Raw genomic sequence first — 23,614 nt, forward strand, 5'->3', positions numbered from 1 at the left:
CCGCAGTAATGGCAATGATTCCCGAAACCCTGGCGAACATGAACCTGTTCGTCGATGGCATCAGCTTTCAAGGCGACGTGCCGAGCCTGACCCTGCCCAAGTTGACCCTCAAGACCGAGGAACACCGCGTCGGTGGCATGGATGTGCCGGTGGAACTGGACATGGGCATGGAGAAACAAGAGGCCGGCTTCACCACCACCGGCGTGCGCCGCGAGTCGCTGAAGATGTTCGGCCTGGCCGATGGCAGCGGCTTCAACGGTGTGTTCCGTGGCGCCTTCAAGGGCCTCAAGGGCAAGGTCACCCCGGTGATCGTCACCCTGCGCGGCCTGCTCAAGGAGGTCGACATGGGCGACTGGAAGTCCGGCGACAAGGCCGAGATCAAGCACAACGTGGCCCTGACCTACTACAAGCTGGAAGTCGACGGTCGCCTGATCTACGAGATTGATGCCCTGGGCATGAAGCGTGTGATCAACGGCGTCGACCAGCTCGCCGCTCAACGTTCGGCCCTGGGCCTGTAAGGAAGACACCTCATGTCTCAAGTAATCGACAAGACCCCGGCCTGGATGACCCTGAGCAGCGACAGCGTGGTGGTGGCGCTGAGCAAGCCGGTGGAGATGAACGGTGTGGTCTGCGACCGGCTCACCCTGCGAGCGCCGACGGTGCGTGATGTGCGCGCCGCCAGTGCGGCCGGCGTTGGTGACGATGAACAGCGCGAGCTGATGCTGTTTGCCAGCCTCGCGCAAATCAGCACCAAGGACCTGGAGAGCATGGCACTCAAGGACTATCAACGCCTGCAGGCCGGCTATTTTCGCCTGGTGCAAGACGACGAGCTTTGATCCTGCGGTGATGAAAGTGGCGGCGAAACGGCTCGCTCGCGAGCTGCATTTCGCCGCTGAGGAAATCATGACCATGAGGTTTTCCGACATGGTCTGGTGGCTCACGGATTGAGCCCGTCACCCAAGGATCAGGAGAAGCACATGGCGAACAAACTGGTATCGGGGCTGGTGGTAGTGGGTACTGCCCTCAGTTCGACCTGGGACGCCGCCTTCAAGACGGTGGAAGACCGGATCAAGCAGCTGGAGCAGCAGGGCAGCAAGGCCAGGGTGCTGGAAAAGACCATCGGCCAGACCCTGCGCCTGCAGGATGAATGGAAAAAGGTCCATGACACCGGCGCCGCTTCCGCGGCCGGGCTGTTGCGCCGCTTGGAAGAGAGCCGCAACGGACTGCGCCAGCAGGGTATTGAGGTGCACAAGCTGCGCCAGGAATATCAAGCGCTGGGCAATGTAGCGCGGGGCTCGGCGCTTCAGGCCCGAGGACTGCAGCAGGTTGCCCAGGGCAAGGCCGACTTCAAGGCGGCTTATGACTGGGCAAAGTTTGGCGTCGATAAGCTCCGCGCCCCGGTCAAGATCAGTGCTGATTATCAAGCACTGATCCGCGACATGGCGATCAAGGCCAATGTGGTCAACCAGCCTCAGGAAGCGCAGCTGAGCCGCACGGTGATTCAGACCTCCCGTGACACGGGCATGGCCCGTAACGATGTGGCGGCTCTGGTGAGCCAGATGATGGCCAGCGGCATGTCGCTGGACAAGGCACAAGGCTACACAGGGTTGGCCGCCAAGTTTGCGGTGGGGCAGGGCGCGAGTGTCGACGACACCGCGAAGCTGATGCGGGCCCTGGAGCTGAAGGCTGGGATCAGCGATCCCAAGGTTATGGAGCAGGCTCTTGAGGCCATCGCCCTGCAGGGGCAGGCCGGCAATTTCGAGGCGGCCGACATGGCGCGCTTGCTCCCGGCGCTGCTCAAGAGCGCGAGCGCGGAAGGACTCACCGGCATGGAGGCGGTGAGTCAGTTGGGGTCCATGCTGCAAGTGCAGATGAACACTGCGGGCAGTGCTGATCAGGCCGCTGGCCAATTGCAGAACTGGATCGAGAAAATCGGCTCCAGCGAGGCGGTCAAGGCTTATGAAGACGCCGGCATTGATTATCAGGCTTCGCTGAATACCGGTATCCAGAAGGGCATGTCGAGCCTGGAGGCGAGCTTTGCCCTGGCCATGCGCTACGTCAGGGCCATCGACCCGGCCAAGGCGGCGAAGATGGCCGAGGCCCAGGCGAAGATCAGCCAGGAAACCGACCCGGCCAAGGCCAAGGCCATGCTTGAGGCTCTGGAAGAGTCCCTGCGTACCGGTGACCTGTTTACCGATATGCAGATCAAGGCGGCCTTGCTGGCCCAGACCCAGGGCCGGCAGCAGTATGAGCAAGTGAAGAAGGACTCGTTGAGCGCCTCTGGCGTTCTCGCCAGGAACCTCGCGGAGCGTCGAGAAGCCTCCAAGCAGTTGTGGGCTGAAGCAGGTCAAGCCATCGATGAAGGCCAGCGGGTCGTGGGGCAGGCCCTGCAACCGGTGACGGATCTGGTGGCCAAAAGCATCACCGTGGTGGTCGGCAAGCTGAGCGAATTGGCAGAGCAGAACCCATCGTTGGTGCAGGGTGTGGTTGCCCTGGGCGCTGCTTATGTCGCGGTGAAAAAGCTCATGGCGGTCTACACCATGGGCAAGGGCCTGATCAATGTCTTGCGTGGTGGGTTGAAGGTTGACCCCAAGGCGGTAAAGCGAGCGCCTGGCCGCAGTGCGGGAGGCATTGACTGTTGCGAGCCCATGATCGACTGCGGCTTGGACAAGCAACGCCGTCGGGGCCGTGGTGGGCGTAAGGCTGACAGGCGCAAGCCACCTGCGAGGGTGGCGGGCATTCAAGGTGGCAAGAGCCCGATGACGCCCAGTGGTCTGGAAAAAATGCCCAGAGGGGCGGTCAGGTCTGGCGTGGCCGGTGCCGCACTGAAAGGCGCTGGCTCTGTGGCCAAAGGGTTCGCACCTTTGCTCAAGGGCGGCGCGATCCTATCGGTGCTCGGTGCCGGTTTCCAGGTTGCGGACACCTATCTGAATGCCAAGACCCAGGATGAAAAAGCCGAAGGCTATGGCGAGGCGGCAGGCAATCTTGCAGGCGCCGCTGCCGGAGCAGCAGCAGGGGCCGCCATTGGTTCCGTGGTGCCGGTCATCGGTACTGTTATTGGTGGGCTGGTGGGCGGTGCACTGGGCGCCTGGGGCGGTTCTGCCGCCGGTGGGGCCTTGGGCAAAAAACTGTTCGGCTCCGACGACTCGCTCAAGCAAATGCCCGCAGCCGGTCCGCTGATGATGCGCAACGCCGGGCAGAACATCCCGCCGGTGATGGGCGATATCGCCAAGTCCTTCCAGCCGGGCCAGACGCCTCCGCTGATGGGGCAGGCCGTGCGTTCGCTGGCCAGTCCGGCACCGTCGGCGTCGAGCCTTTCGCTGAGTAATCCTGCGGAGCCGTTCAAATCGGCGACGCCACCGGCGATCGAACAGCAGTTCAGCTTCGCGCCTTACCTGTCGATTTCGGTGCAGGGCGATGTCAGAGATCCGGCGCAACTGGCCCGGGAGCTGGAACCCTATCTGCGCTTTCAGTTCGACGAATACAGCCGTCAGGCGGCGGGTCGTCAGTTGTTCGACGCGGCACACGTTTAAGGAGGCGGCATGGCCTATATGGAACAGCTGCAATCGGGGCTCACGTCCCTGGTGGCGGCAGCGGAGGCGGGGCGGCGCAGCGCCGATGAAATGCTGGGGCCCATGAACGGCGCCATCAGCGACATCACCGGCGCCGCCTCGGAGCTGGAAAATCTGCCCTGGGTCGGCCCGGTGCTGGGCGCCAAGCTGCAACGCACGATGCGCAGCATCGGCGCGGCGCAGTCGGCGGTGGGTGAAGTCGCGGCCAAGTACAGCCAGGCCGTGACCGTGGCGGGGCAGATGCAGCAGCGTCTTGGCGCCTTGCAGGAGCAGGTGGCCAAGGCCGGCGCGGCGATCAACCGCATCGGCGGGCAGATCAGCCCGGCCCTGGGCAATATCTTTCCTTCCGGCGCGCTGGCGCCTCAGGACACCCCGGCGGCGGAGGCGGTGAAACCCTTCCCGCACCTGCTGATCCTGCAGCCCCTTGGGGCCGCGGCCGAGCCGTTCTACTTCAACCTCGATACCGCGGCCTTCGATGAGTTGCGCCGGCAAACCGGCTTTCGCTGGGCGGCCCAGGAGCGCCTGAGCCGCAGCATTGCGCAGCAGGCGGTGGGGCAGGGCGACGACAAGATCTCCCTCAAGGGCGCGATCTTTCCCGGGTTCAAGGGCGGGCTGGGGCAGTTGCAGGCGTTGCGCAGCATTGGCCGGCGCTTGCAGCCCCTGAGCCTGACCACGGGCTACGGTGAAGTGCTGGGCACCTGGTGCCTCACCAGCATCGACGAGGAACAGAGCCACCTGCTGGCGGGTGGTATTCCCCGCAAACAAGGGTTTTCACTGGAGTTTGTGAGCTATGGCAACGACCTGCAGAACCTCTGACGGTGATCTGCTCGACACCCTGTGTCATCGCTACTACGGGCACCTCAATGGCAGCGTCGAGGCAGTGCTGGACGCCAACCAGGGCCTGGCCGATGAGCCACAACCCTTTCGGGCCGGGGTACTGATCCTGCTACCGGAGCTGCCTATTCGCACAGAGGCGATGGTTCAGCTATGGGACTGACCTTGCCTCCACTCAACAGACCCCGCTGCGTGCGGGGTCTTCATTTTCTGGAGCACAGGCCATGACCCCGGTCTTTCGCATCCTCGCCGATGGCCGCGACATCACCGCGCAGATCAATGACCGGCTGCTGACCCTGCGCACCCTGGACAAGCCGGGAATGGAGGCGGACGAGTTCGAACTGCGCATCGATGATCGTGACGGTGCGGTCGCCTTGCCCAGTCGTGGCGCCGCCATCGAAGTGTTCCTCGGCTATGCCGGGCAGGCATTGACCCGCCTGGGGCGCTACACGGTGGATGAAGTGGTGGTCAACGGACCGCCGGATTCCATCGAGATCCGCGGCAAGGCCAGCGACATGCGCGGCAGTGGCAAGACCACCCGCAGCGGCAGCTGGGAGAACGTGGCACTGGCGCAGATAGTCCGCGATCTGGCGGCCCGCAACGGCTGGCAGCCGGTCTGTCCGGTGGCGACCAAGGTGCCGCGGATCGACCAGCTCAACGAGTCCGACTTCAACTTCATCACCCGCCTGGCCCGGCAGTACGACTGTACCGCCAAGGTGGCCGAAGGCAGGTTGCTGGTGCTGCCCCGTCAGTCTGGATTGAGTGCCAGCGGCAAGGCCCTGGGCGTTGTCAGCCTCAGCCGTCGCGACGTCAGCCGTTATCAGTTCCGCCTCAGTGACAGCAGCACCCACAAGGCGGTGCAGACCAAGCATCAGGACCCGAAGAGCGGCACGCTCAAGGTCATCGACCTGGGCAACAGCGACTCACCGGCCAGCGTGCCGGCGGTGCACACCGATCGGCACCTGTACCCCAACAAGTCCGCCGCCGAGCAAGCGGCCAAGGCCCGCTTGGCAGCCTTCAACCGCAGCAGCGCCAGCCTGCGCCTGGAAATGCCCGGGCGCACCGATCTGTTTGCCGAGCGCCTGATCAATGCCCAGGGCTTCAAGGCCGGCCTGGACGGCGAGTACCTGGTGGACTCGGTGGAGCAACTGTTCAACCCGTCGGGGTGGAGCACCACGGTCGAATGTAACGGCGGCAAACAAGGCAAGGCCAAAGCCAAGGCGAAGAACCCCCCCGTCAAAAAACCACTCAGGGTGGTGCAGCTTTAACCCTTCAATGGCGCCGCGAGCATCCTCGCGAGCGGCTCATTCGGATCGTCCCCGATCCAGCATTCACTTCCTTTCAATCCACGCGGAAAGTCCGCAGGAGCATTCATGAATCCAGGCATCAGCAGCTCGGCCTCGAAGCGAGGCATCCGGCATTTTTTTCAGGCATTGATCGCTGGCTGCACTCTGTTGCTGGCAACCGCAGTCCATGCCGGGCCCTTTGTTCTGGCCTACACCGATGGCCAGGTCGAAGCGTCCTACGGCAACCTGCAAGCGTTCCACCGCCACCTTTCTGCTGTCGGTCTGGGCAGCATCTACGGGTTGACCGTCACCGGCCAGTTGCACCAGGAAGGGATGAACCCAACCAGCGAAAACATCATTCGCTTCGCCCAGTCCAAGTCCCTGCCGCTGTACCCCACCGTCTCCGACTACAACGAAGGCATTGCTGATTTCGACCCGGCCATTTCCCACTCCATCGTCAACGACAAGAGCTTGAGTGCCGGCAGCATCAAGCAACTGGTGAGGCTGGCCAAGGAGGGCGGTTTTGCCGGGATCAACCTGGACTTCGAACAGGTCGAGCCAAGGAACGCCAAGGCCTTTTCCGCCTATGTCAAAGCCCTGGGCAACGCCCTGCATGCCAGCGGCAAGAAACTGATCATCAGCGTCCCGCCCAAGTCCAGCGACCGCGAGCCCGAGTACCTGCAAGGCTACGACTACAAGGCCCTGGGCGCGGCGGTGGATTACTTCCAGGTCATGACCTACGACCAGGTCGGCCCCGGCTGGAGCAGTGGCGGTTTCCATGGCGAAGTCTGGCCCGGCCCCGTGTCCGGTGCCGACTGGCAGCAGGTGCTGCTCAGCTACGCCGTGTCGCAAGTTGCGCCGAGCAAGGTCCTGGCCGGGCTGCCGGCCTACGGTCAGGACTACAGCATTGGCAACCGAGTGCACTGGTCGGCCTATCAGGAAGTGATTGCCGAGCACCGCGCCGTCACCCACCGGGACGCCGCTTCCGCAACGCCTTACGCCACCTGGGGGCCGGTCAAGAGCTTCGCCGATGGCGTGGAGTGGACCCCGGAGCGCGCGCAACCGGTGCTCTGGTACGACGATGCCACGAGCATCAAGACCAAGACCGCACTGGTGACCAAGCTGGGCCTGGGCGGCACCAGCGTCTGGGCCATGGGCTATGAAAATGCCGAGTTCTGGACGGCGCTGCAGGCGGGGCTCAATGAAGGTCGAGCACTGCTGCCTGTCGGGCAGGAGTGAGAGGCCGATTAGCGAGAAAACAGCGGCCGTAGAACCGCGTTTCCTGCGGCATCGCAGTCCTTGCCGGCGGGAGTTTATGCGTTGCGCGTAATGTCCTGGGGGTTGCCGGGAGCCTGCGCTTTAACCATACAGGTGCCGGATCAATGTCTATCGGCTCCTGTCGACTTGAAGGAACAGATCAATGACTTCGCAAAAACATCTTCAGTTCATGAACTTCCTGGCAACGGTTGTCGCGCCTACCTGCAGCATCGACGACGACCTGTGTACCGATGTCGAGCTTCTGCCATTGCGTGCTCGCGCCGTGGAGTGGGAGCGGTTTGTCGATCTGGGAGCGACATCGGCCTCGCAGATTGACCAGGGGGGCGTCCCGGCGGTCATGTTCGAGGTCTTGCTTGACCCGCAAAAGTGCCACGGCGCGAAGACGGTTCAGGTCTATTTCGATGGTATTACCCATGACGGCGTGACACTGGAGAACGAGCGCAGCGGAGCGAGCGCGGCGCGAAATGTCGGTGTGCAGATCCTGGACGCGTTCGGCAATGCCCTGACCCTGGGGCAAGCCGCTGCGCACTACCCCGCGGATACCGACAGGTTGCAGTTCATGGCTCGACTGGTCGGAACTCAAGGGCCGGTCACGGCCGGACTCTACGCCGCGCTGTCCGAGTGCGTGATCGTTTATGCCTGAACCTGCGGTCCTGCGGGCATTCGCAGGACCCTGTCATCGGCCTGGGGTGGATGCTTCAGGCTACTTCTCTCCCACCCGCTGCGGCGGGTTTTTTGTGCCTTGGAGAAACCTATGGCAACTGCTTCCCGAGAGGCCCTGATGCTCGATCGTGGCAGCCCGCAACGGACCTGGATCAGCCCCGGTCCCGGAGCCACTCGATGAAACTCAGTGCTGTTATCAACCAACTGCAAAGCCAGTGTCCCCGTCTCAGCGGGCGCATTCTGGCGGGCATCAACCTCGATACTCTGGGCGGTAACACCAGCCAACCCCTACCGGCTGCGTACTGGGCTCCGATCAACGACTTGGCTTCCGGCAACACTGCCCAGAACGTCCACCGCCAGACCATCCGCGACCGCTTCGAAGTCGCCTTGCTCCTCGACGCCAGCAACCCACAACAAGCCCTGGACCAACTCCACGACCTGCGCGCCGAACTCTGGCGCGCCCTAGTCGGCTTCAAGCCCGGTGCCGAGTACAACCCGATCCAATACGACGGTGGCGAGCTGGTGTCGCTCAACGCCACCCGACTGCTCTACCGCCTGCGCTTCTTCGCCGAGTTCCAGCTGGGGCGCAATCTGCCCGGGCAGCCGGCGGAAACCTGGCATGAGCGTGAACTCGACGGCTTGCCGTCCTTGACCGGGGTTACGGTGCGGGTCGATGCCATCGATCCGGCGGACCCCAATTTGAAGAAACCGGGCCCCGATGGGCGCCTGGAGCTGACTTTTTCAGGAGAGCTGAAGCAATGAGCAAACGCATCACCGTGCTGCCGGTCGCTGGCCGCGCCGTACCGGACCCGGAAGCAGGCGATCTGCTGCCCGCCTCCGGCCGTGAAGTGCCGGACAACGCCTGGTGGCGCCGGCGTCTGGCCGATGGCGATATCACTAGCAAAGCCGTGAAAGCGGCGAAATCTCAAGGAGCCAAATAATGGCGATCGGTTTCAGCAATATCCCGGCGGACATCCGTGTTCCGCTGTTCTACGCCGAGATGGACAACTCGGCGGCCAATAGCGCGTCTTCGGCCATGCGCCGTCTGATCGTCGCCCAAGTCAATGACAACCAGACCGGCGATGACCTCGGCAAGCTGGTGCTGGTGTCCAGCGTGGCCCTGGCCAAGAGCATCGGCGGGCAAGGTTCGATGCTCGCCTCGATGTATGAAACCTGGCGCAAGACCGACCCGGTGGGCGAGATCTGGTGCCTGCCGCTGCACAGCACCGAAGGCAGCGTGGCCAAGGCCGAGTTGAAGCTCACCGGTAGCGCCAGCGCCGCCGGTCTGCTCAATCTGTACGTCGGCGGTGTGCGGGTGCAGGCCTCGATCGTCAGCGGCGCCACTGCCGCTCAGGCGGCCAGCGCCCTGGCGCTGAAGGTCAATGCGGCAGTGGATCTGCCGGTGACCGCAGCAGCCGTCGACGGCACGGTGACCCTGAGTGCCAAGTGGACCGGCGACAGCGGCAATGACATCAGCCTGCAACTCAATCGCCTGGGCAAGAGCAATGGTGAAGAAACCCCGGCAGGCCTGACCCTGGTGCTGGGCAAGATGGCCGGCGGCACCGGCGTGCCGGATCAGGTCGCGGCCCTGGCGGCCCTGGGCGATGAGCCGTTCGAGTTCATCTGCATGCCCTGGACCGACACCGCCAGCCTCAATGCGTGGCAAGCGGTGATGGACGACAACACCGGCCGCTGGTCCTGGGCCAAGCAGCTGTTCGGTCATGTCTACAGCGCCAAGCGCGGCACCGTCGGCACCCTGGTGGCGGCCGGTCAGGCGCGCAACGACCAGCACATCACCATCCAGGCCCTGGAAACCGGTGTGCCCCAGCCCGTGTGGGTTCAGGCCGCAGCCCTGGCGGCGCGGACTTCGGTGTTCATCTCCGCTGACGCCAGCCGTCCGACTCAGAGCGGTAGCCTGCCGGGTATCGATCCGGCGCCGGCCAGCGAACGCTTTACCCTGACCGAGCGCCAGTCGCTGCTCAGCTACGGCATTGCTACTGCCTACTACGAAGGCGGCTACATGCGCATTCAGCGGGCGATTACCACCTACCAGAAGAACGCTTACGGCCAGGCCGACAACTCCTACCTGGACAGCGAAACCATGCACCAGTCGGCGTTCATCGTGCGCCGGCTGCAAAGCGTGATCACCAGCAAGTACGGGCGCCACAAGCTGGCCGCCGACGGCACCCGCTTCGGCGCCGGCCAGCCAATCGTGACCCCGAGCACCATTCGCGGTGAGCTGATCGCCCAGTACGCCAAGCTGGAGCTGGAAGGCCATGTGGAGAACGCCGAGCTGTTCGCCGAGCACCTGATCGTCGAGCGCGACGTGCAGGACCCGAGCCGGGTCAACGTGCTGTTCCCGCCGGACTACATCAACGGCCTGCGGGTGTTCGCGCTGCTCAACCAATTCCGTCTGCAGTACGACGCCGCGGCCTGAGCCGGACCTGCATCACTGCGCTTTTTCAGCCCGCCTTGAGCGGGCTTATTTTTTGGGAGAAACATCATGGGTCAACTGATTGCGGGCACCTGCTACGTCAAAGTGGACGGCGCTCAACTGACCATCAGCGGTGGCTGCGAAGCACCGCTGATGGCCGTCAAGCGGGAAACCGTGGTTCCGGGTTTCTACAAGGAAACCGACCTCACCCCGTCGTTCAAAGTCACCGCGCTGCACACCCCGGACTTTCCGCTCAAGCAGCTGATCGAAGGTGTCGACATGACCGTCACCTGCGAGTTCGCCAACGGCAAGGTCTACGTGCTGGCTGGCGCCTACCTGGTGGACGAGCCTATTGCCAAGGGCGACGACGCCAGCATCGAACTGAACTTCGAAGGGCAGAAGGGGACCTGGCAATGAGCAACACGGTGAAGCTGCAAGTGCCCATCGAGGCCCACGGCGAGCCCCTGGCCGAACTCACCCTGCGCCGTCCGACGGTGCAGGAAGTGCGGGCGATCAAGGCGCTGCCGTACAAGATCGACAAGAGCGAAGAAGTCAGCCTCGACATGGACGTCGCGGCCAAATACATCGCGGTCTGCGCCGGCATTCCTCCGTCTTCGGTGAACCAGCTTGACCTGGTGGACCTCAACGCCCTGAGCTGGGCGGTGGCGAGTTTTTTCATGAGTGCGGCATCGCAGCCATCGCCGACCTGATCGCTGTCGCCTATGACCTGGCCTGGTTCTGGAAGGTCGACCCCGAACAGATGATGGCCAGGCCACTGGATGTGCTCCGGGAATCCCTGGAGCACGCGCAACGGATCAATGCGATGCAGCAGGTGCAGTGATGGCAGACACACAAACCGTAGAGAAGAAGTCGGTGCTGTTGACCGGCATCGACGAACTGTCACCCAAACTCGTCGCCCTTCAAGGCAAGGTCGACTCTTTCAAGAAAAAACTTGAGCAGACCGGGCTGGGCAAGCTGGATATCAGTGGTCTGTTCAAGGGCGGCAGCTTGATCACCCCGTTTCTCGACGGGATCAAGGCCTGCGACGCGTTCAAGGGCAAACTGGCCGAGGTTGGCGATTCCAGCGCGTCGACTGATGCAGCCAAAGGCATGAATGTATTCAGTCAGTCCATGGCCAAGGTGTCCTCGGCCATTGATGCTGCGCTGGCGCCGGCGGTGGGGGCACTGGTGGTCGGTCTGGAGCCCATGCTCAACAGCCTGGGGACGCTGCTCGACGACAACCCCAAGCTGGTTGAGGGGCTGGCGATGGGTGCCATTGCCTTTTCGGCGATGCAAACCGCCGTGACCGGTGCGACCCAGGTGCTCGACCTGATGGGCACCGTGGCCAAGGCCAACCCGGTGATGCTGATTGCTATGGGCATTGCCCTGGCGGCCGGTGTGATCATTGCCAACTGGGGGCCGATCTCGGCCTTTTTTGTCAGTCTCTGGGAGGGCGTAAAGAATCTTGCGGCGCAGGCGCTGGAAGGACTGAAGACCCTGTTCAGCTGGACGCCCTTGGGCATGCTGATCGGCAACTGGGGGACCATCACGGCGTTCTTTGCCGGGCTCTGGGACAGTATCAAGGCGATGACGGCTTCGGTCGTCGGCTTCCTCAAAGAAGTGTTCTCCTGGTCACCTCTGGGACTGATCATCGATAACTGGGCTGGGTTGACGGGCCTGTTCGCATCCATCTGGGAGTCGCTCAAGGCCTTGACGGTACCGGCGATGGCCTTTCTAAAAGGCCTGTTCGACTGGGTGCCGATGGACATGATCACCAAGAGCTGGGGCGCGGTCACCGGCTTCTTCGCGTCGCTCTGGGGAGCGTTGAAAACGGGCATCCAGGCGATCAAAACGGTGTTCCAGACGCTGTTCGACTTTTCTCCGTCCGTGTTGCTTTACAACAACTGGGGGGCTGTCAGCAGCTTCTTCAGCTCGATCTGGGCGGCGCTGCAACCGGGTATCGATGCGATCAAGAAGGTCCTGCAAACGCTATTCGACTTCTCTCCGCTGGTGATTCTTTACAACAACTGGGGCGCGGTTACGGGCTTTTTCAGTTCGATCTGGGCCGAGTTGCAACCGGGTATCGACTCGATCAGGAAGGCCATTGAAGCCCTGTTCGACTGGTCGCCGATGGAGCTGATCATGACCAATTGGGCCCCCATCGCCGATTGGTTTTCCGGGCTGTGGAGCAAGCTTCAAGAGTTGATGGTGCCGATCAAGGAGCTGTTCGAGGGCGGTTTCGGAGGGCTGATTGCGACTGTCACCGGCAAGGTCGAAGGCTTTACCGAGGCGCAAAGGCAAATCAACGCCGAGGGTAAAGGCGGGCTGGCATCACCCTTTGCCGCAACCCAGGGCAGCTCGCTGACCCAGCACTCCAGTGCCCTGATTCAACAGAACGCTGCCAACAACCGCACGCAACTCGAAGGCGGGTTGACCGTACGTTTCGAAAACGCCCCGGCAGGCCTGCGTGCCGAACAGGCCAAGACCAATCAACCAGGCCTGAACGTGGCTTCGACCCTGGGCTATCGCTCACTTTCCCTAGGAGGTTCCAATGGCGGATAACTGGCGTGATCGTTTGTTGCCCGCATCCTTTCGCGGCGTGCCGTTCTGGGTCGATCAGGCGAAAACCCCGGTGGGCCAGAAAGGCCAGTTGCACGAGTACCCGCAGCGTGACCAGCCCTTCTTCGAGGGCCTTGGCCAGCAGGCGAAAGTCCACGATCTGACGGCCTTTATCGTCGGTGCCGATTGCCTGGAGCAGCGCGACAAGCTGCTCAAGGCCCTGGAGGAGGGCAGCGGCGAGCTGGTGCACCCCTGGCTTGGGCGGATGCAGGTCAAGGTGGGCGAATGCGAGATGACCCAGAGCCGCCAGGAGGGCGGCCTGGTGACCTTCAGCCTGAAGTTCTACCCGGACCAGCCGCTGCGCTTTCCTTCGGCGGTGGTCAATACCCAGCAGCAGGTGCTGGTGGCCAGCGATACCTTGCTGGGGGCGGCGGTGCTGCGGTTCGAATTTGCCACCAACCTGATCAAGCAGGCACGGATCGGCGTGGCGTCTTTGCGCCAGGGGCTGGCGGACGTGTATCAGGTCATCGAGCACGAGTTCAAGCCGTTGATCGAGTTCTATGGCGATCTCAACACCCTGGTCAAAGCGGTCAAGGAAATACCCAAGGAGCTGAGCACGGAGTTCAAGGGGTTGCTGGACGATGTACGCGGGCTCAAGGACTTTGCCCGTACCGGCTATCGGCAGATGCTCGCCGATATTTCCCAGCAGGTGGAGGCGGCCCGGCGCATCGATGCGCCGAAGCTGACCACCGGCAAGGACACCACGGCGGCGGCCGAGGCGGTGGCCAATCTGGTGCAGGATGCGCTGCTGGTGCAGATCGCCCGGCTGGTGTCGGCGTTGCCGGTAGCTACCCCGGTGGTGAAGCTCAAGAACACGCCGCCCCTGGCGCAGCAGGCCAGCGGGCCGGTGCAGCGCCTTGAAGTGCCGGTGGCCGACGATGTACTGGCGCTGCGCGATCAGTTCAATGAGCTGATCTGGCAAGCCGCGCTCAAGGCCGACGCGGTGCATTACCAGGCGCTCAACACCCTGCGTCAGCAGGTGCAGGGGCACCTCAATGCGGTGGCGTCCTCGGGGGTGCGGCTGGTCAGCCTCAGCCCCAAAAGCAGCCTGCCGGCGCTGGTGCTGGCCTATCAGCGGTTTGCCGATGCGACGCGGGTGGGCGAAGTGGTGCAGCGCAACCGGGTGGCTCATCCGGGCTTCCTGCCGCCGGCTGATCTGCAAATCGCTCGGGAGTGACCCATGGACGAATTGGCAAATATCGTCACCCTGACGGTGGACGGACTGGATTACAGCGGCTGGAAAAGCGTCGAGATCAGTGCGGACCTGGAGCGTCAGTTCCGTACCTTCAGCCTCAACATCACCTGGCAATGGCCGGGGCAGGATGTGCAGGTACGCATCCGCCCGGGCGCTCGCTGCCAGGTGCGCATCGGTTGCGATCTGGTGCTCACCGGGCATGTCTACAAGGCGCCGATCAGTTACGACGGCCAGCAGATCAGCCTGAGCATCCAGGGCAGTTCCTTGACCCAGGATCTGGTGGATTGCGCGGCCATCAACCGGCCGAGTCAGTGGCGCCAGCAGGACGTGCTGAGCATCGTCCGCGCCCTGGCCGGCTCCTATGGGGTCGGGGTGCGCAGCGAGATCGCTCCAACCAGCAAGCTGCACACCCACAGCATCGTGCCGGGGGAGACGGTGTTCGCCTCCATCGACCGTTTGCTGACCCTGTACCGAGTATTTTCCACCGACGACGCTGACGGTTACCTGCTGCTGGCGGCGCCGGGCAGTGGTGGGCGCGCCAGCGATGCCCTGGAGCTGGGCAAGAACATTCTCTCGGCCAATGCCGCCATGGATTTTTCCGCGGTGTTTTCCGAGTACCGGGTGATCGGCCAGCACAAGGGTAGCGACCAGAGCAGTGGGGCTGCAGTCAGCGAAGTATCCGGCCAGTCCAGCGATGCCAGTGCTTCACGCAAACGGGTGACGGTGATCAGCGAGGCGGCGCAACTGAGTGCGGAACTGGCTCAGCAGCGCGCTGACTGGGAGCGCGGCACCCGCACCGGCAAGGCCCTGACCACCACCTATCAGGTGCAGGGCTGGCGCCAGAGCAATGGCGACTTGTGGAGGCACAACACCCTGGTGCGAGTGATCGATCCGGTGCTGGGGTTTGATCAGGACATGCTGATCTCCAAGGTCACCTGGTCGCTGTCCGAGCAGGGCTCGATCACCACCCTGCAGGTGGCCCCGCCTCACACCTTCGACGCCAACCCGACACCCGGCAAAACCTGAAACCCGCGCCCATCCGTAGGAGCCGGCTTGCCGGCGAAGGCATCCGGCACGAAACCGCGCAACCCCTGTTCGCCGGCAAGCCGGCTCCTACCCTCCAAGGAACTCAGCATGAGCCTACTGACACGCCTGTTGGCGCGGGGCACCGTGGTGCTCGCCAACTCGGCCAACAAACTGCAATCGCTGCAAATGCGCCTCACCGCCGGCGAGGTCAACGACGACATGGAGCATTTCGAGCCTTACGGGTTCACCAGCAATCCCCTGGCCGGCGCCGAGGGGATTGCCACCTTCCTCGGTGGCGACCGTTCCCACGCGGTGGTGCTGGTGGTGGCGGACCGGCGCTACCGCTTGCAGGCCCTGGCCGCCGGCGAAGTGGCGATCTACACCGACGAGGGCGACAAGATCCACTTCAAGCGCGGTCGGGTCATCGACATCGACACCGCGACCTTGAATATCCGCGCCAGCAGCGGCGTCAACATCGACAGCCCGACCCTGAGCATGAGCGGCAAGATCGTCTCCCAGGGCGATCAGGTCGCCGCCGGTATCAGCCAGATCAACCACGTCCACAGCGGCGTGCAACCCGGCCCGGGTCAGACCGGCGTGCCGGTGGGAGGTTAAGCATGTTTGCCACCTATGACCTGAAGAACGCCCTGACCCGGGCCGTGGAAATCAGCCTGTTCACCTGGCGCCGTGCCGCCGATGACGACGCCCTGGACGACGACCAGCGCTACGGCTGGTGGGGCGACAGCTTTCCCACGGTGGCCGACGACCGCATCGGCTCGCGGCTGTGGCTGCTGCGCCGGGTCAAGCTCAGCCGGCAGACCCAGCTCGACGCCGAGTTCTATGCCCGCGAGGCCTTGCAGTGGCTGATCGACGATGGCCACTGCAACGCCGTGGAGATCATGACCGAGCGCCTCGACGCCCAGCGACTGAACCTGCGCACGGTGCTGATCCTGGCCGACGGCGAACGCCTGGACCTCAACCCCACTCACAGTTGGCAGGTGACCTATGCCGTTTGAAACCCCTTCGCTGCCGGTGCTGATTCAGCGCACCCAAAGCGACCTGGCCAGCGACTCGCTGCGCCAGTCCGATGCCCAAGTGCTGGCCCGCACCCTGAGCGGTGCCGCCTTTGGCCTGTATGGCTACCTGGATTGGATCGCCGAGCAGATCCTCCCGGACAAGGCCGATGAGTCGACCCTGGAACGCATCGCCGCGCTGCGTCTGAACCAGCCGCGCAAGGCTGCTCAGGCGGCCCGTGGCAGCGTCAGCTTCAACGCCGCGGCCGGCGCCGTGCTGGATGTCGACACCCTGCTGCAGAGCAGCGACGGCCGCAGCTACAAGGTGACGGCCGCCCGCACCACCATCGCGGGGCTCAACAGCACCACGATCCAGGCGGTCGATGGCGGGACCCTGGGCAATGCCGATGCGGGCCTGGAATTGACCGCGGTGCAGCCGGTGCAAGGCATCGGCAACGCGTTCACCGTCCTGGCCCCGGGGCTGAGCGGTGGTGTGGCCCGGGAAAGCCTCGAATCCCTGCGCTCCCGGGTGATTCGCTCCTACCGGATCATTCCCCACGGCGGTTCGGCGGACGACTACGAAACCTGGGCCCTGGAATGCCCGGGGATCACCCGCGCCTGGTGCCGGCGCAATTACCTGGGGCCGGGCACGGTGGGCTTGTTCGTCATGCGTGACGATGACCCGCAGCCGATCCCCAACGCCGAGCAACTGGCGCAGGTTCAGGCGTATATCGAGCCGCTGCGCCCGGTCACTGCCGAGGTGCATGTGCTGGCCCCGGTGATGCTGCCGGTGACCTACAGACTGCGCCTGACTCCCGACACCAGCGCGGTGCGCGCCGCCGTCGAGGACCAGCTGCGCGATCTGCACAGCCGCGAGGCGGGCCTGGGCCAGACCCTGTTGCTCAGCCATATCCGCGAAGCCATCAGCAGCGCCACCGGCGAGCAGGATCACCAACTGCTGGCGCCCTTGGCCGATGTTCTGGCGGCGAATAATCAGTTGCTGGTATTCGGAGGTTGCCAATGGCAGCAATAAGAAGCGCCACCCAGTACCAGGATCAGTTGCGCAGCCTGCTGCCCAGCGGCCCGGCCTGGGACCCGGAGCGGGTGCCGGAGCTTGAGCGAGTGTTGCAGGGCATCTCCCAGGAGCTGGCGCGCATCGACGCCCGGGCCGTGGACCTGCAAAACGAAATGGACCCGGCCAGCGTCAGCGAACTGGTGACCGATTGGGAAAAGGTCATGAATCTGCCCGATCCCTGCCTGGGCCTGACCCCGCTGTTCGAAGACCGGCGCCTGGCCGTGCGCCGCCGCCTGTTGGCGGTGGGCAGCCAGCGCGCCGCCTACTTCGTCGAAATCGCCCGCAGCCAGGGCTACCCCAATGCCAGCGTCACCGAACTGAGCACTCCGCGCATGGGCCGCTCACGTTTTGGTCACGCGCATTTCGGCACCTGGCGGGCGAATTTCATGTGGACCCTCAATACCGGCGGCCGCTTGCAACTGGGCCGGCGCTTCGGCGCGAGCTATTGGGGCGAACGTTTTGGCATGAACCCGGGCAGCGCCCTGGAGTGCCTGATCCATCGCAGTGCACCGGCGCATACCCAGGTGTACATCAACTATGACTAGAGAAGACAAGAACAAGTGGATTATCCGAAAAGTGTTCCCAGCGTAGGGCTGGTGAACGGCAAGTTTGTCGACGAGAACCCGGTCACGGGGCAAGTCGGCTCACTGATTTCCTCGCAATGGGGAAACGCGGTTACCGACGAATTGCTCAACGTGATTCGTGCGGGTGGCAAGGTGCCGGCCGAGGCCGAGCATGACCAGTTGCTGGCGGCGATCAAGGCGATTGTCCGTGATTCGATACCGCCAGAGAAGATTCGCACCACCTTGGCCGAGTACGGCATCACCGACGCCTACACCAAGTCGGTGACCTACACCAAGGCGGAGATCGAGGCACTGTTGAAGAACATGTCGGCCCTGCCGGTGGGGGCCATGGTGCCGTTTCCCAAGGGCACGGTGCCGGCGGGGTTTCTGGAAGTGGATGGCAGTGTGCAGAGCGCTGCGACTTATCCGGATCTGGCGGCTTATTTGGGGACTACGTTCAACACCGGGGGTGAGGGCGCGGGGAACTTCCGTTTGCCTGAGTCGCGGGGGGAGTTTTTGCGGGGTTGGGATCATGGGCGGGGGGTGGATGCGGGGCGCTCTCCTGGCAGTTGGCAGGCGGATGCGTTTCAGGGGCACTACCACGCTAGTGCTGCCGATACAGCTAGACCGTATTCGACTGGCGGAACTGTTGGTGACTACCTCGCCCGCTTCGGGACGGGGAATCCAACAACAAACGGAGTACGAGACGCAATCAATAACGGCGTCGATGGTACGCCGCGAACAGCTTCAGAGACTCGGCCACGCAACCTGGCAGTCATGTGGTGCATCAAAGCCTGGAACGCACCGATCAATCAGGGAAACATCGATGTCGCTGCTCTAGCTGCCGAAGTTCAGAAGCTCAAAGCTCTATCGGGTAGCAGCTATCAGGGACTCTACGTTTCTGCTTCGGGAACCAATGCACTGATCTCGGTGAAGGCTCGCAGCCTGATTGTCGGTAAGGGTAGTGCGGCACAGGCATTGAATGCCGTGGACCTGAGTATCAACCTGCAAACCATAGGTCTGAACGGTCTCGATAGCGGTGTGCTTGCGGCTTCCAGTTGGTACAGCGCCTGGGTTGTATCCAATGGCACTCAAGTTGCCGGTATTGCTGCCTTGATGCCGGCAGTCCAGTGTTCGACCATCGTCGGTTCGGCAGTCGTAACCGGCATTGCCAGCACTTCTTCAATGCGTGTTGGAATGCCGTTCGGTGGAGCAAGCTTTCCGCCAGGAACTTTCATCAAGTCTGTTGACTCGTCGAGTCAGATCACGGCGAGCGTGCCTGCGCTCATCACCGCCGTAGATACAACGCTGAGGTTTGTGTTTGAACCGATTATTCCAGCAGGTTTCATTGCAACACGCGTGAGCGCATTTTTCACAGACACCACGGCAAACCGATACCCACTGTCATATGTACAGGCTGGTCGGAGCAGTCGTTACAAAGTTGCGTCAGGTTCGAACCTGGTATCACTTCCAATGATGGCGTCGGGGGCCATGGGGACTGCCACAGCTCTTGTTGCTGTCAGCATTTTTCAGTTTGTTCCGCCAACGGCCACAGGTATCTGCCTTCAACTACTTGGGGCAACCAACAGCAACTCTTCAGCTGCGCCAAACGCAAGTTACATCGGTGGTTACATTGGGCCCAATAGTCCACCGCTCAATAGCACCGGCTCTACTAATACGCAGCACAATACCCAGGGGCGGTTTGTGCTGGAGGAGCCAAGAGTTTACTACTGGGGAGCAGGCGCCGCAGGGCTGATGTGTTATGGCTGGGAGGACGATGTATGAGTTGGGCTGTACGAAATGATGGTGTTCAGGGGTGGCGTGCGATAGAGGGTGCTGATGAGCTTTTTCCGAATGAAGTTTATTCAGAATTTGAGCCCGTGCAGGTGATGCCTTCCCCACACAGTATTGAAGATCTTTCTGCTCTAGTGAAGGTGCGGCGAAGTGAATTGCTGACGTTTGCAGCACACAGAATGGGCCCGTTACAGGATGCAATGGATATCGGTTGCATTACAGACGTAGAAGAAAAGCAACTTTTATTGTGGAAAAACTATCGAATCAGTCTTAACAGAATTGAGGAGCAGGATTTCTTTTCGAGTGAATTTCAGTGGCCTCTATCTCCAGATGAAATTTTGACTCAATAAACGCCCCGCACCGCCGGGGCGTTTTCTTTTCCAGTTTTCTAACTATGTCCACGCCGAGCTGTGTCGGCGTGGATGAATGACAACGAGAGGACAGACGAGTGGATTATCCAAAGAGTGTGCCAAGTGTTGGGTTGGTTAATGGGAAGTTTGTCGACGAGAACCCGGTCACGGGGCAAGTCGGCTCACTGATTTCTTCCGACTGGGGAAATGCGGTGACCGATGAATTGCTCAACGTGATTCGTGCGGGTGGGAAGGAGCCGGCCGAGGCCGAGCATGACCAGTTGTTGGCGGCGATCAAGGCGATCGTGCGTGATTCGATTCCGCCGGAAAAGATACGCACGACCTTGGCCGAGTATGGGATCACCGATGCGTACACCAAGTCGGTGACCTACACCAAGGCCGAGATCGAAGCGTTGCTGAAGAACATGTCGGCCTTGCCGGTGGGGGCCATGGTGCCGTTTCCCAAGGGTACGGTGCCGCCGGGATTCCTGGAGGTGGATGGTAGTGTGCAGAGTGCTGCGACCTATCCTGATCTGGCGGCTTATCTGGGGACGACCTTCAACACCGGGGGCGAGGGCGCGGGTAACTTCCGTTTGCCGGAGTCGCGGGGGGAGTTCCTGCGGGGTTGGGATCATGGTCGGGGGGTGGATGCGGGAAGAGCGTTGGGCGCTAGCCAAACTGACGCACTGCAGAACATCACGGGGGAATCGTCAACGTTTCCAATAGGGAGCACCGCGCCGTTAAGCAGTTCGGGGGCTTTCAAAACGAATGCTCGATCTCTTGTACCTACTGGTATCGCTGGAGGAGGGGCTTGGAGTTCCGCATCCATTGATTTTGATGCAAGCCGAGTGGCCAGAACGGCTGCGGAAACCCGCCCTCGCAACCTAGCGGTTATGTGGTGCATAAAAGCTTGGAATGCGCCTCTTAATCAAGGAAGTGTCGACATAGCGGCACTAACTCCGTTGGCGAATCAAGCGACTGAAACCAAGAGAGGAACTGCATTAATTGCTAGCCAGGCTGATATGAATTTAGGGAGTGATGCTACGAAAATTGTCACGCCTAAACAGCTTCGGCTCGGATTTTCGATAAGTCTTGCTACGAATGGCTATTTGGCTTTTCCGTCGTGGTTGGGCGGCTTAATTATCCAGTGGGGGAATACCAATCCATTGAGTGCAACAGCCCAGACTACAAATTACCCACTTGCATTTCCCAATGTATGTCTCGTTGTTGTTTCTAATATTGTTTCAGTGTCGGCGATGAATGAATACGGGTTGACAGTTACGGCGAAAACATCATCGTCGTTTAATGCTGTTTGTAAAACCTATAATGGTGGGTCTGCGAATCAGCCTGCAAACTATATTGCAATCGGTTTTTGAAAGGGGGTATGGATGAAACGCTTTTATAGCCAAAGTACCGCAACAACTTATCTCGCTGGTATGCACTCAGTGTTGCCAACAGATGTGGTTGAAATAACCGAAGCTCAATATCTATCTGTGATTGGTAATCCAGCGCCAGGAAAAGTTCGTGTTCATGATGAAGATGGGTTGCCTTACCTAGTAGATGCACCTGAGCCAGATATCGATCTATCGGCTCAGGAGCGAGTTTGGCGTGATACTTCGTTAATAAAGGTTATGTGGCTCCGTGAGCGCCATCGTGACCAAACTGAAGCTGGTGTATCTACAGCGCTTAACAAACAGGAGTTCAACGAGTTGCTTGCTTACCTTCAGGCTCTGCGCGATTGGCCGCAATCTCCCAACTTTCCCGATAGCCAATGTCGCCCGGTTGCACCGCCATGGATCACTGAACAGACCCAATAGACGCTCCTTTTCAATGGGGTGTTTTCTTTTTTGATTGAAGATTGTGTATGCCAATCACCGAACAACAACTGCAACAAATCATGCCTAACGCCCGCCGCCAAGCGGGCGTTTTTGTTTCTCCACTCAACACCGCCATGGCTCATCGGCAGATCGATACGCCGAAGCGTCAGGCGGCTTTTCTGGCTCAGATCGGCCACGAGTCCGGGCAACTGCAATACGTGCGCGAGCTGGGCAGTGATCAATACCTGAGCAAGTACGACACCGGCACGTTCGCGGCACGCCTGGGCAACACCCCCGAGGCCGATGGCGACGGCCAGCGGTATCGCGGGCGTGGGCTGATCCAGATCACTGGGCGCAGCAATTATCGCCATTGCAGCCTCGGGCTGTTTGGCGATGAGCGCCTGCTGGAGTTGCCGCAGTTGCTGGAGCAGCCGCAATGGGCCGCTGAGTCGGCGGCTTGGTTCTGGGAGCGCGGCGGGCTTAATGCCCTGGCCGATCGCGATGAGTTCAACAGCATTACCCGCCGTATCAATGGCGGTTTGAACGGCTTGCAGGATCGCCTGCAACTCTGGGCCAGGGCGCGGGCGGTGCTGTGCCTGCCCGTGGTCTGAGTTCATGGGGAGGCGGGCACCTTCTGTAGCCGCTGCCGTAGGCTGCGATTGGACCTGGAGGGAAGGTCCTGCGGACCTTTTCGCAGCCTGCGGCAGCGGCTACAGGGATTTTTGCAGGCCACTTGATGCATTTCACATCGGTCAAGGGAGGGCGTGATGAATATCCGCAGTTGGCTGGCTCTCGCCGTCGTAGCTGGGTTGCTCTATGCCCTTGGCTTCGTCAGCGGTGCCGGCAGCGAACGCAGTAAGCAGCAGCGCCTGGACGAGGCACGACTGCAGCAATCCTTCGAACAAGGCCAGGCCCTGGGCACGGTCAAGGAGAAGGTGGTGGTCGAGTACGTCGATCGCGTCGTCAAGGTCTATCAGGCGGGCACCACTATCACCAAGGAGGTTCCTATCTATGTTTCGAAAGCGGCTGATAACGCCTGCGTTGTACCTGCTGGTTTTGTCTGGGTGCACGACGCCGGCGCCGCCAACCTGCCCATGGCCGCAGGCCCCGGCGTCGCTGATGACGCCGCCTCGGGCCTTGCACTCTCTACCGTCGCCGCCAGCGTCGTCGACAACTACAGCCAATGCCACGCAAACGCCGAACAACTGAAAGCGTTGCAGCAGTGGGTGCGGGAGTCTCAGGCGTTGCTGCAAGGTGCCCCGGCGATGCGCTGAGGGCCTTGAGGCGTGTATGAAAATGGATCGCTGCCGCGGTTTGTGTAGGTGCGTGGAGTGACTGAAATCAAATGGACTTGCAGATGTTAAAAGAATGCAGATGCGGCAACTGCAAACGACTGCTCGCCCGTGTGGGCGAGTTTACCGAGCTCCAGATCAAATGTTCCCGCTGCGGAACCTTGAATCATGTGAAGGCCTCGAGCCTTGGGCAATCGCCTTTGAGCGACATGAAAACGGCACTCTCAGTGACCGACCATTCCACTCAAAGGTGAAAAATATGAACGCAGTAACCATGGGCAAGCACTTTATTACCGTATTCCCAAAAGGGATTGTGGAGATCGTTTCGGCAGCTCAAAACACCGGTGGCCTGATCATCCAGACGGGGTTGATCAAGACCTCGACCGGTGTTGTCGACCTGTATGTGGGACCGACCGGCTCTTCCATCTCCAATTCGGCCGTCATCTTCTCTGGCAACGGCTCTAGCATTTCCGGCAGCGACTCCGAGATTGTCATGCCGTACCCGATCCGTATTCCCGCAGGCCAGGCATTGTGGGCATACGCATCCACTCCGGGTGGCGCGATAGCTTTGACTTGGGACTTGCTGGCCTGACCTGTCTGCGCAGAGAAGTTAGATCAACAGGCGTCGGTGCTTTTGCTCATTTCGGCAGGCTTTGGTCGCTGGACTAGCCGCGTCAGCTTGGTGGCTGGCGCTGTTCCTGGCGCAATGATGGACTGTTCGCGCCAGATCCTCTGAAGCCTTGTTCCAGAGCCGTTGGTTTTCCTGACAGCTTGTCACTTGCAAGCCTTCTTTCCTGGTGTAC

At 61.6% G+C, this 23,614-nt stretch carries 28 protein-coding genes; all 28 read left to right on the top strand.

Annotated features, from left to right (window positions below; translation table 11 throughout):
- Positions 1–8: 8 nt before the first annotated feature.
- Positions 9–518 (top strand): phage major tail tube protein, encoded by a 510-nt coding sequence (locus WIN67_RS06015; RefSeq protein WP_016965333.1) that lies wholly within the window; start codon positions 9–11, stop codon positions 516–518.
- 12 nt (positions 519–530) lie between these two features.
- Entirely contained in the window at positions 531–836 is a 306-nt protein-coding gene (locus tag WIN67_RS06020; RefSeq protein WP_102878572.1) for a phage tail assembly protein, read from the top strand.
- Between the two features lie 141 nt (positions 837–977).
- Positions 978–3,533 (top strand): phage tail tape measure protein, encoded by a 2,556-nt coding sequence (locus tag WIN67_RS06025; protein WP_339070760.1) that lies wholly within the window; start codon positions 978–980, stop codon positions 3,531–3,533.
- A gap of 9 nt (positions 3,534–3,542) precedes the next feature.
- Positions 3,543–4,388, top strand: a complete 846-nt coding sequence (locus tag WIN67_RS06030; RefSeq protein WP_103741615.1) for a phage tail protein — start codon at positions 3,543–3,545, stop codon at positions 4,386–4,388.
- The gene (locus tag WIN67_RS06035; RefSeq protein WP_047302087.1) at positions 4,363–4,569 is read left to right on the top strand and encodes a tail protein X; all 207 of its coding nucleotides are present in this window, start codon (positions 4,363–4,365) and stop codon (positions 4,567–4,569) included. Before WIN67_RS06030 ends, WIN67_RS06035 begins: the two co-directional genes overlap by 26 nt.
- A 61-nt stretch (positions 4,570–4,630) precedes the next feature.
- Positions 4,631–5,674, top strand: coding sequence for a phage late control D family protein (locus WIN67_RS06040; protein ID WP_339070761.1), 1,044 nt, complete (start codon positions 4,631–4,633; stop codon positions 5,672–5,674).
- A 105-nt stretch (positions 5,675–5,779) separates the two neighbouring features.
- Positions 5,780–6,931, top strand: coding sequence for a glycosyl hydrolase family 18 protein (locus WIN67_RS06045; RefSeq protein WP_339070762.1), 1,152 nt, complete (start codon positions 5,780–5,782; stop codon positions 6,929–6,931).
- 181 nt (positions 6,932–7,112) lie between these two features.
- Entirely contained in the window at positions 7,113–7,613 is a 501-nt protein-coding gene (locus WIN67_RS06050; RefSeq protein WP_339070763.1) for a fimbrial protein, read from the top strand.
- A 197-nt stretch (positions 7,614–7,810) separates the two neighbouring features.
- On the top strand, positions 7,811–8,395 hold the full coding sequence (locus tag WIN67_RS06055) for a phage tail terminator protein (protein ID WP_339070764.1): 585 nt from the start codon (positions 7,811–7,813) through the stop codon (positions 8,393–8,395).
- A complete protein-coding gene (locus WIN67_RS06060) occupies positions 8,392–8,574 on the top strand; it encodes a DUF2635 domain-containing protein (protein ID WP_047302105.1) in 183 nt (60 codons plus the stop codon). Before WIN67_RS06055 ends, WIN67_RS06060 begins: the two co-directional genes overlap by 4 nt.
- On the top strand, positions 8,574–10,070 hold the full coding sequence (locus WIN67_RS06065) for a phage tail sheath subtilisin-like domain-containing protein (protein WP_102878580.1): 1,497 nt from the start codon (positions 8,574–8,576) through the stop codon (positions 10,068–10,070). Before WIN67_RS06060 ends, WIN67_RS06065 begins: the two co-directional genes overlap by 1 nt.
- Positions 10,071–10,136: 66 nt before the next feature.
- The gene (locus tag WIN67_RS06070; RefSeq protein WP_011059564.1) at positions 10,137–10,484 is read left to right on the top strand and encodes a phage tail tube protein; all 348 of its coding nucleotides are present in this window, start codon (positions 10,137–10,139) and stop codon (positions 10,482–10,484) included.
- Positions 10,481–10,777, top strand: a complete 297-nt coding sequence (locus tag WIN67_RS06075) for a phage tail assembly protein (protein WP_102861412.1) — start codon at positions 10,481–10,483, stop codon at positions 10,775–10,777. Before WIN67_RS06070 ends, WIN67_RS06075 begins: the two co-directional genes overlap by 4 nt.
- A 130-nt stretch (positions 10,778–10,907) precedes the next feature.
- Positions 10,908–12,629: a phage tail protein gene (locus WIN67_RS06080; protein WP_339070765.1), complete on the top strand. Its 1,722-nt coding sequence runs from the start codon at positions 10,908–10,910 to the stop codon at positions 12,627–12,629.
- Positions 12,619–13,863: a DNA circularization N-terminal domain-containing protein gene (locus WIN67_RS06085; RefSeq protein WP_339070766.1), complete on the top strand. Its 1,245-nt coding sequence runs from the start codon at positions 12,619–12,621 to the stop codon at positions 13,861–13,863. The genes WIN67_RS06080 and WIN67_RS06085 overlap by 11 nt, the downstream gene beginning before the upstream one ends.
- A 3-nt stretch (positions 13,864–13,866) precedes the next feature.
- Entirely contained in the window at positions 13,867–14,907 is a 1,041-nt protein-coding gene (locus WIN67_RS06090; protein WP_296414565.1) for a phage baseplate assembly protein, read from the top strand.
- A 108-nt stretch (positions 14,908–15,015) separates the two neighbouring features.
- A complete protein-coding gene (locus tag WIN67_RS06095; RefSeq protein WP_265074262.1) occupies positions 15,016–15,522 on the top strand; it encodes a phage baseplate assembly protein V in 507 nt (168 codons plus the stop codon).
- 2 nt (positions 15,523–15,524) lie between these two features.
- Positions 15,525–15,923: a phage GP46 family protein gene (locus WIN67_RS06100; RefSeq protein ID WP_102861417.1), complete on the top strand. Its 399-nt coding sequence runs from the start codon at positions 15,525–15,527 to the stop codon at positions 15,921–15,923.
- Positions 15,913–16,953: a baseplate J/gp47 family protein gene (locus tag WIN67_RS06105; protein ID WP_339070767.1), complete on the top strand. Its 1,041-nt coding sequence runs from the start codon at positions 15,913–15,915 to the stop codon at positions 16,951–16,953. Before WIN67_RS06100 ends, WIN67_RS06105 begins: the two co-directional genes overlap by 11 nt.
- Positions 16,941–17,540 carry a YmfQ family protein gene (locus tag WIN67_RS06110; RefSeq protein ID WP_110596503.1) on the top strand — a complete coding sequence of 200 codons (600 nt, stop codon included), beginning with the start codon at positions 16,941–16,943 and terminating at the stop codon, positions 17,538–17,540. The genes WIN67_RS06105 and WIN67_RS06110 overlap by 13 nt, the downstream gene beginning before the upstream one ends.
- A gap of 15 nt (positions 17,541–17,555) precedes the next feature.
- Positions 17,556–19,343 (top strand): phage tail protein, encoded by a 1,788-nt coding sequence (locus tag WIN67_RS06115; RefSeq protein ID WP_339070768.1) that lies wholly within the window; start codon positions 17,556–17,558, stop codon positions 19,341–19,343.
- A complete protein-coding gene (locus WIN67_RS06120; protein ID WP_339070769.1) occupies positions 19,340–19,702 on the top strand; it encodes a tail fiber assembly protein in 363 nt (120 codons plus the stop codon). The genes WIN67_RS06115 and WIN67_RS06120 overlap by 4 nt, the downstream gene beginning before the upstream one ends.
- 98 nt (positions 19,703–19,800) lie before the next feature.
- Positions 19,801–21,078 carry a phage tail protein gene (locus WIN67_RS06125; protein ID WP_339070770.1) on the top strand — a complete coding sequence of 426 codons (1,278 nt, stop codon included), beginning with the start codon at positions 19,801–19,803 and terminating at the stop codon, positions 21,076–21,078.
- A gap of 12 nt (positions 21,079–21,090) precedes the next feature.
- On the top strand, positions 21,091–21,519 hold the full coding sequence (locus WIN67_RS06130; RefSeq protein ID WP_268561171.1) for a phage tail assembly chaperone: 429 nt from the start codon (positions 21,091–21,093) through the stop codon (positions 21,517–21,519).
- Positions 21,520–21,566: 47 nt separating this feature from the next.
- Positions 21,567–22,130 (top strand): glycoside hydrolase family 19 protein, encoded by a 564-nt coding sequence (locus WIN67_RS06135; RefSeq protein ID WP_339070771.1) that lies wholly within the window; start codon positions 21,567–21,569, stop codon positions 22,128–22,130.
- Positions 22,131–22,286: 156 nt separating this feature from the next.
- Complete coding sequence (locus WIN67_RS06140) at positions 22,287–22,793, top strand: hypothetical protein (RefSeq protein ID WP_339070772.1); 507 nt, start codon at positions 22,287–22,289, stop codon at positions 22,791–22,793.
- A gap of 77 nt (positions 22,794–22,870) precedes the next feature.
- Complete coding sequence (locus WIN67_RS06145) at positions 22,871–23,065, top strand: Com family DNA-binding transcriptional regulator (RefSeq protein WP_181433922.1); 195 nt, start codon at positions 22,871–22,873, stop codon at positions 23,063–23,065.
- Between the two features lie 5 nt (positions 23,066–23,070).
- A complete protein-coding gene (locus WIN67_RS06150) occupies positions 23,071–23,403 on the top strand; it encodes a hypothetical protein (RefSeq protein ID WP_102861423.1) in 333 nt (110 codons plus the stop codon).
- The last annotated feature ends 211 nt before the right edge of the window (positions 23,404–23,614 follow it).

Origin of the sequence: Pseudomonas idahonensis (assembly GCF_037903935.1) — a bacterium.
GTDB classification, from domain to species: Bacteria; Pseudomonadota; Gammaproteobacteria; order Pseudomonadales; family Pseudomonadaceae; genus Aquipseudomonas; species Aquipseudomonas danubii.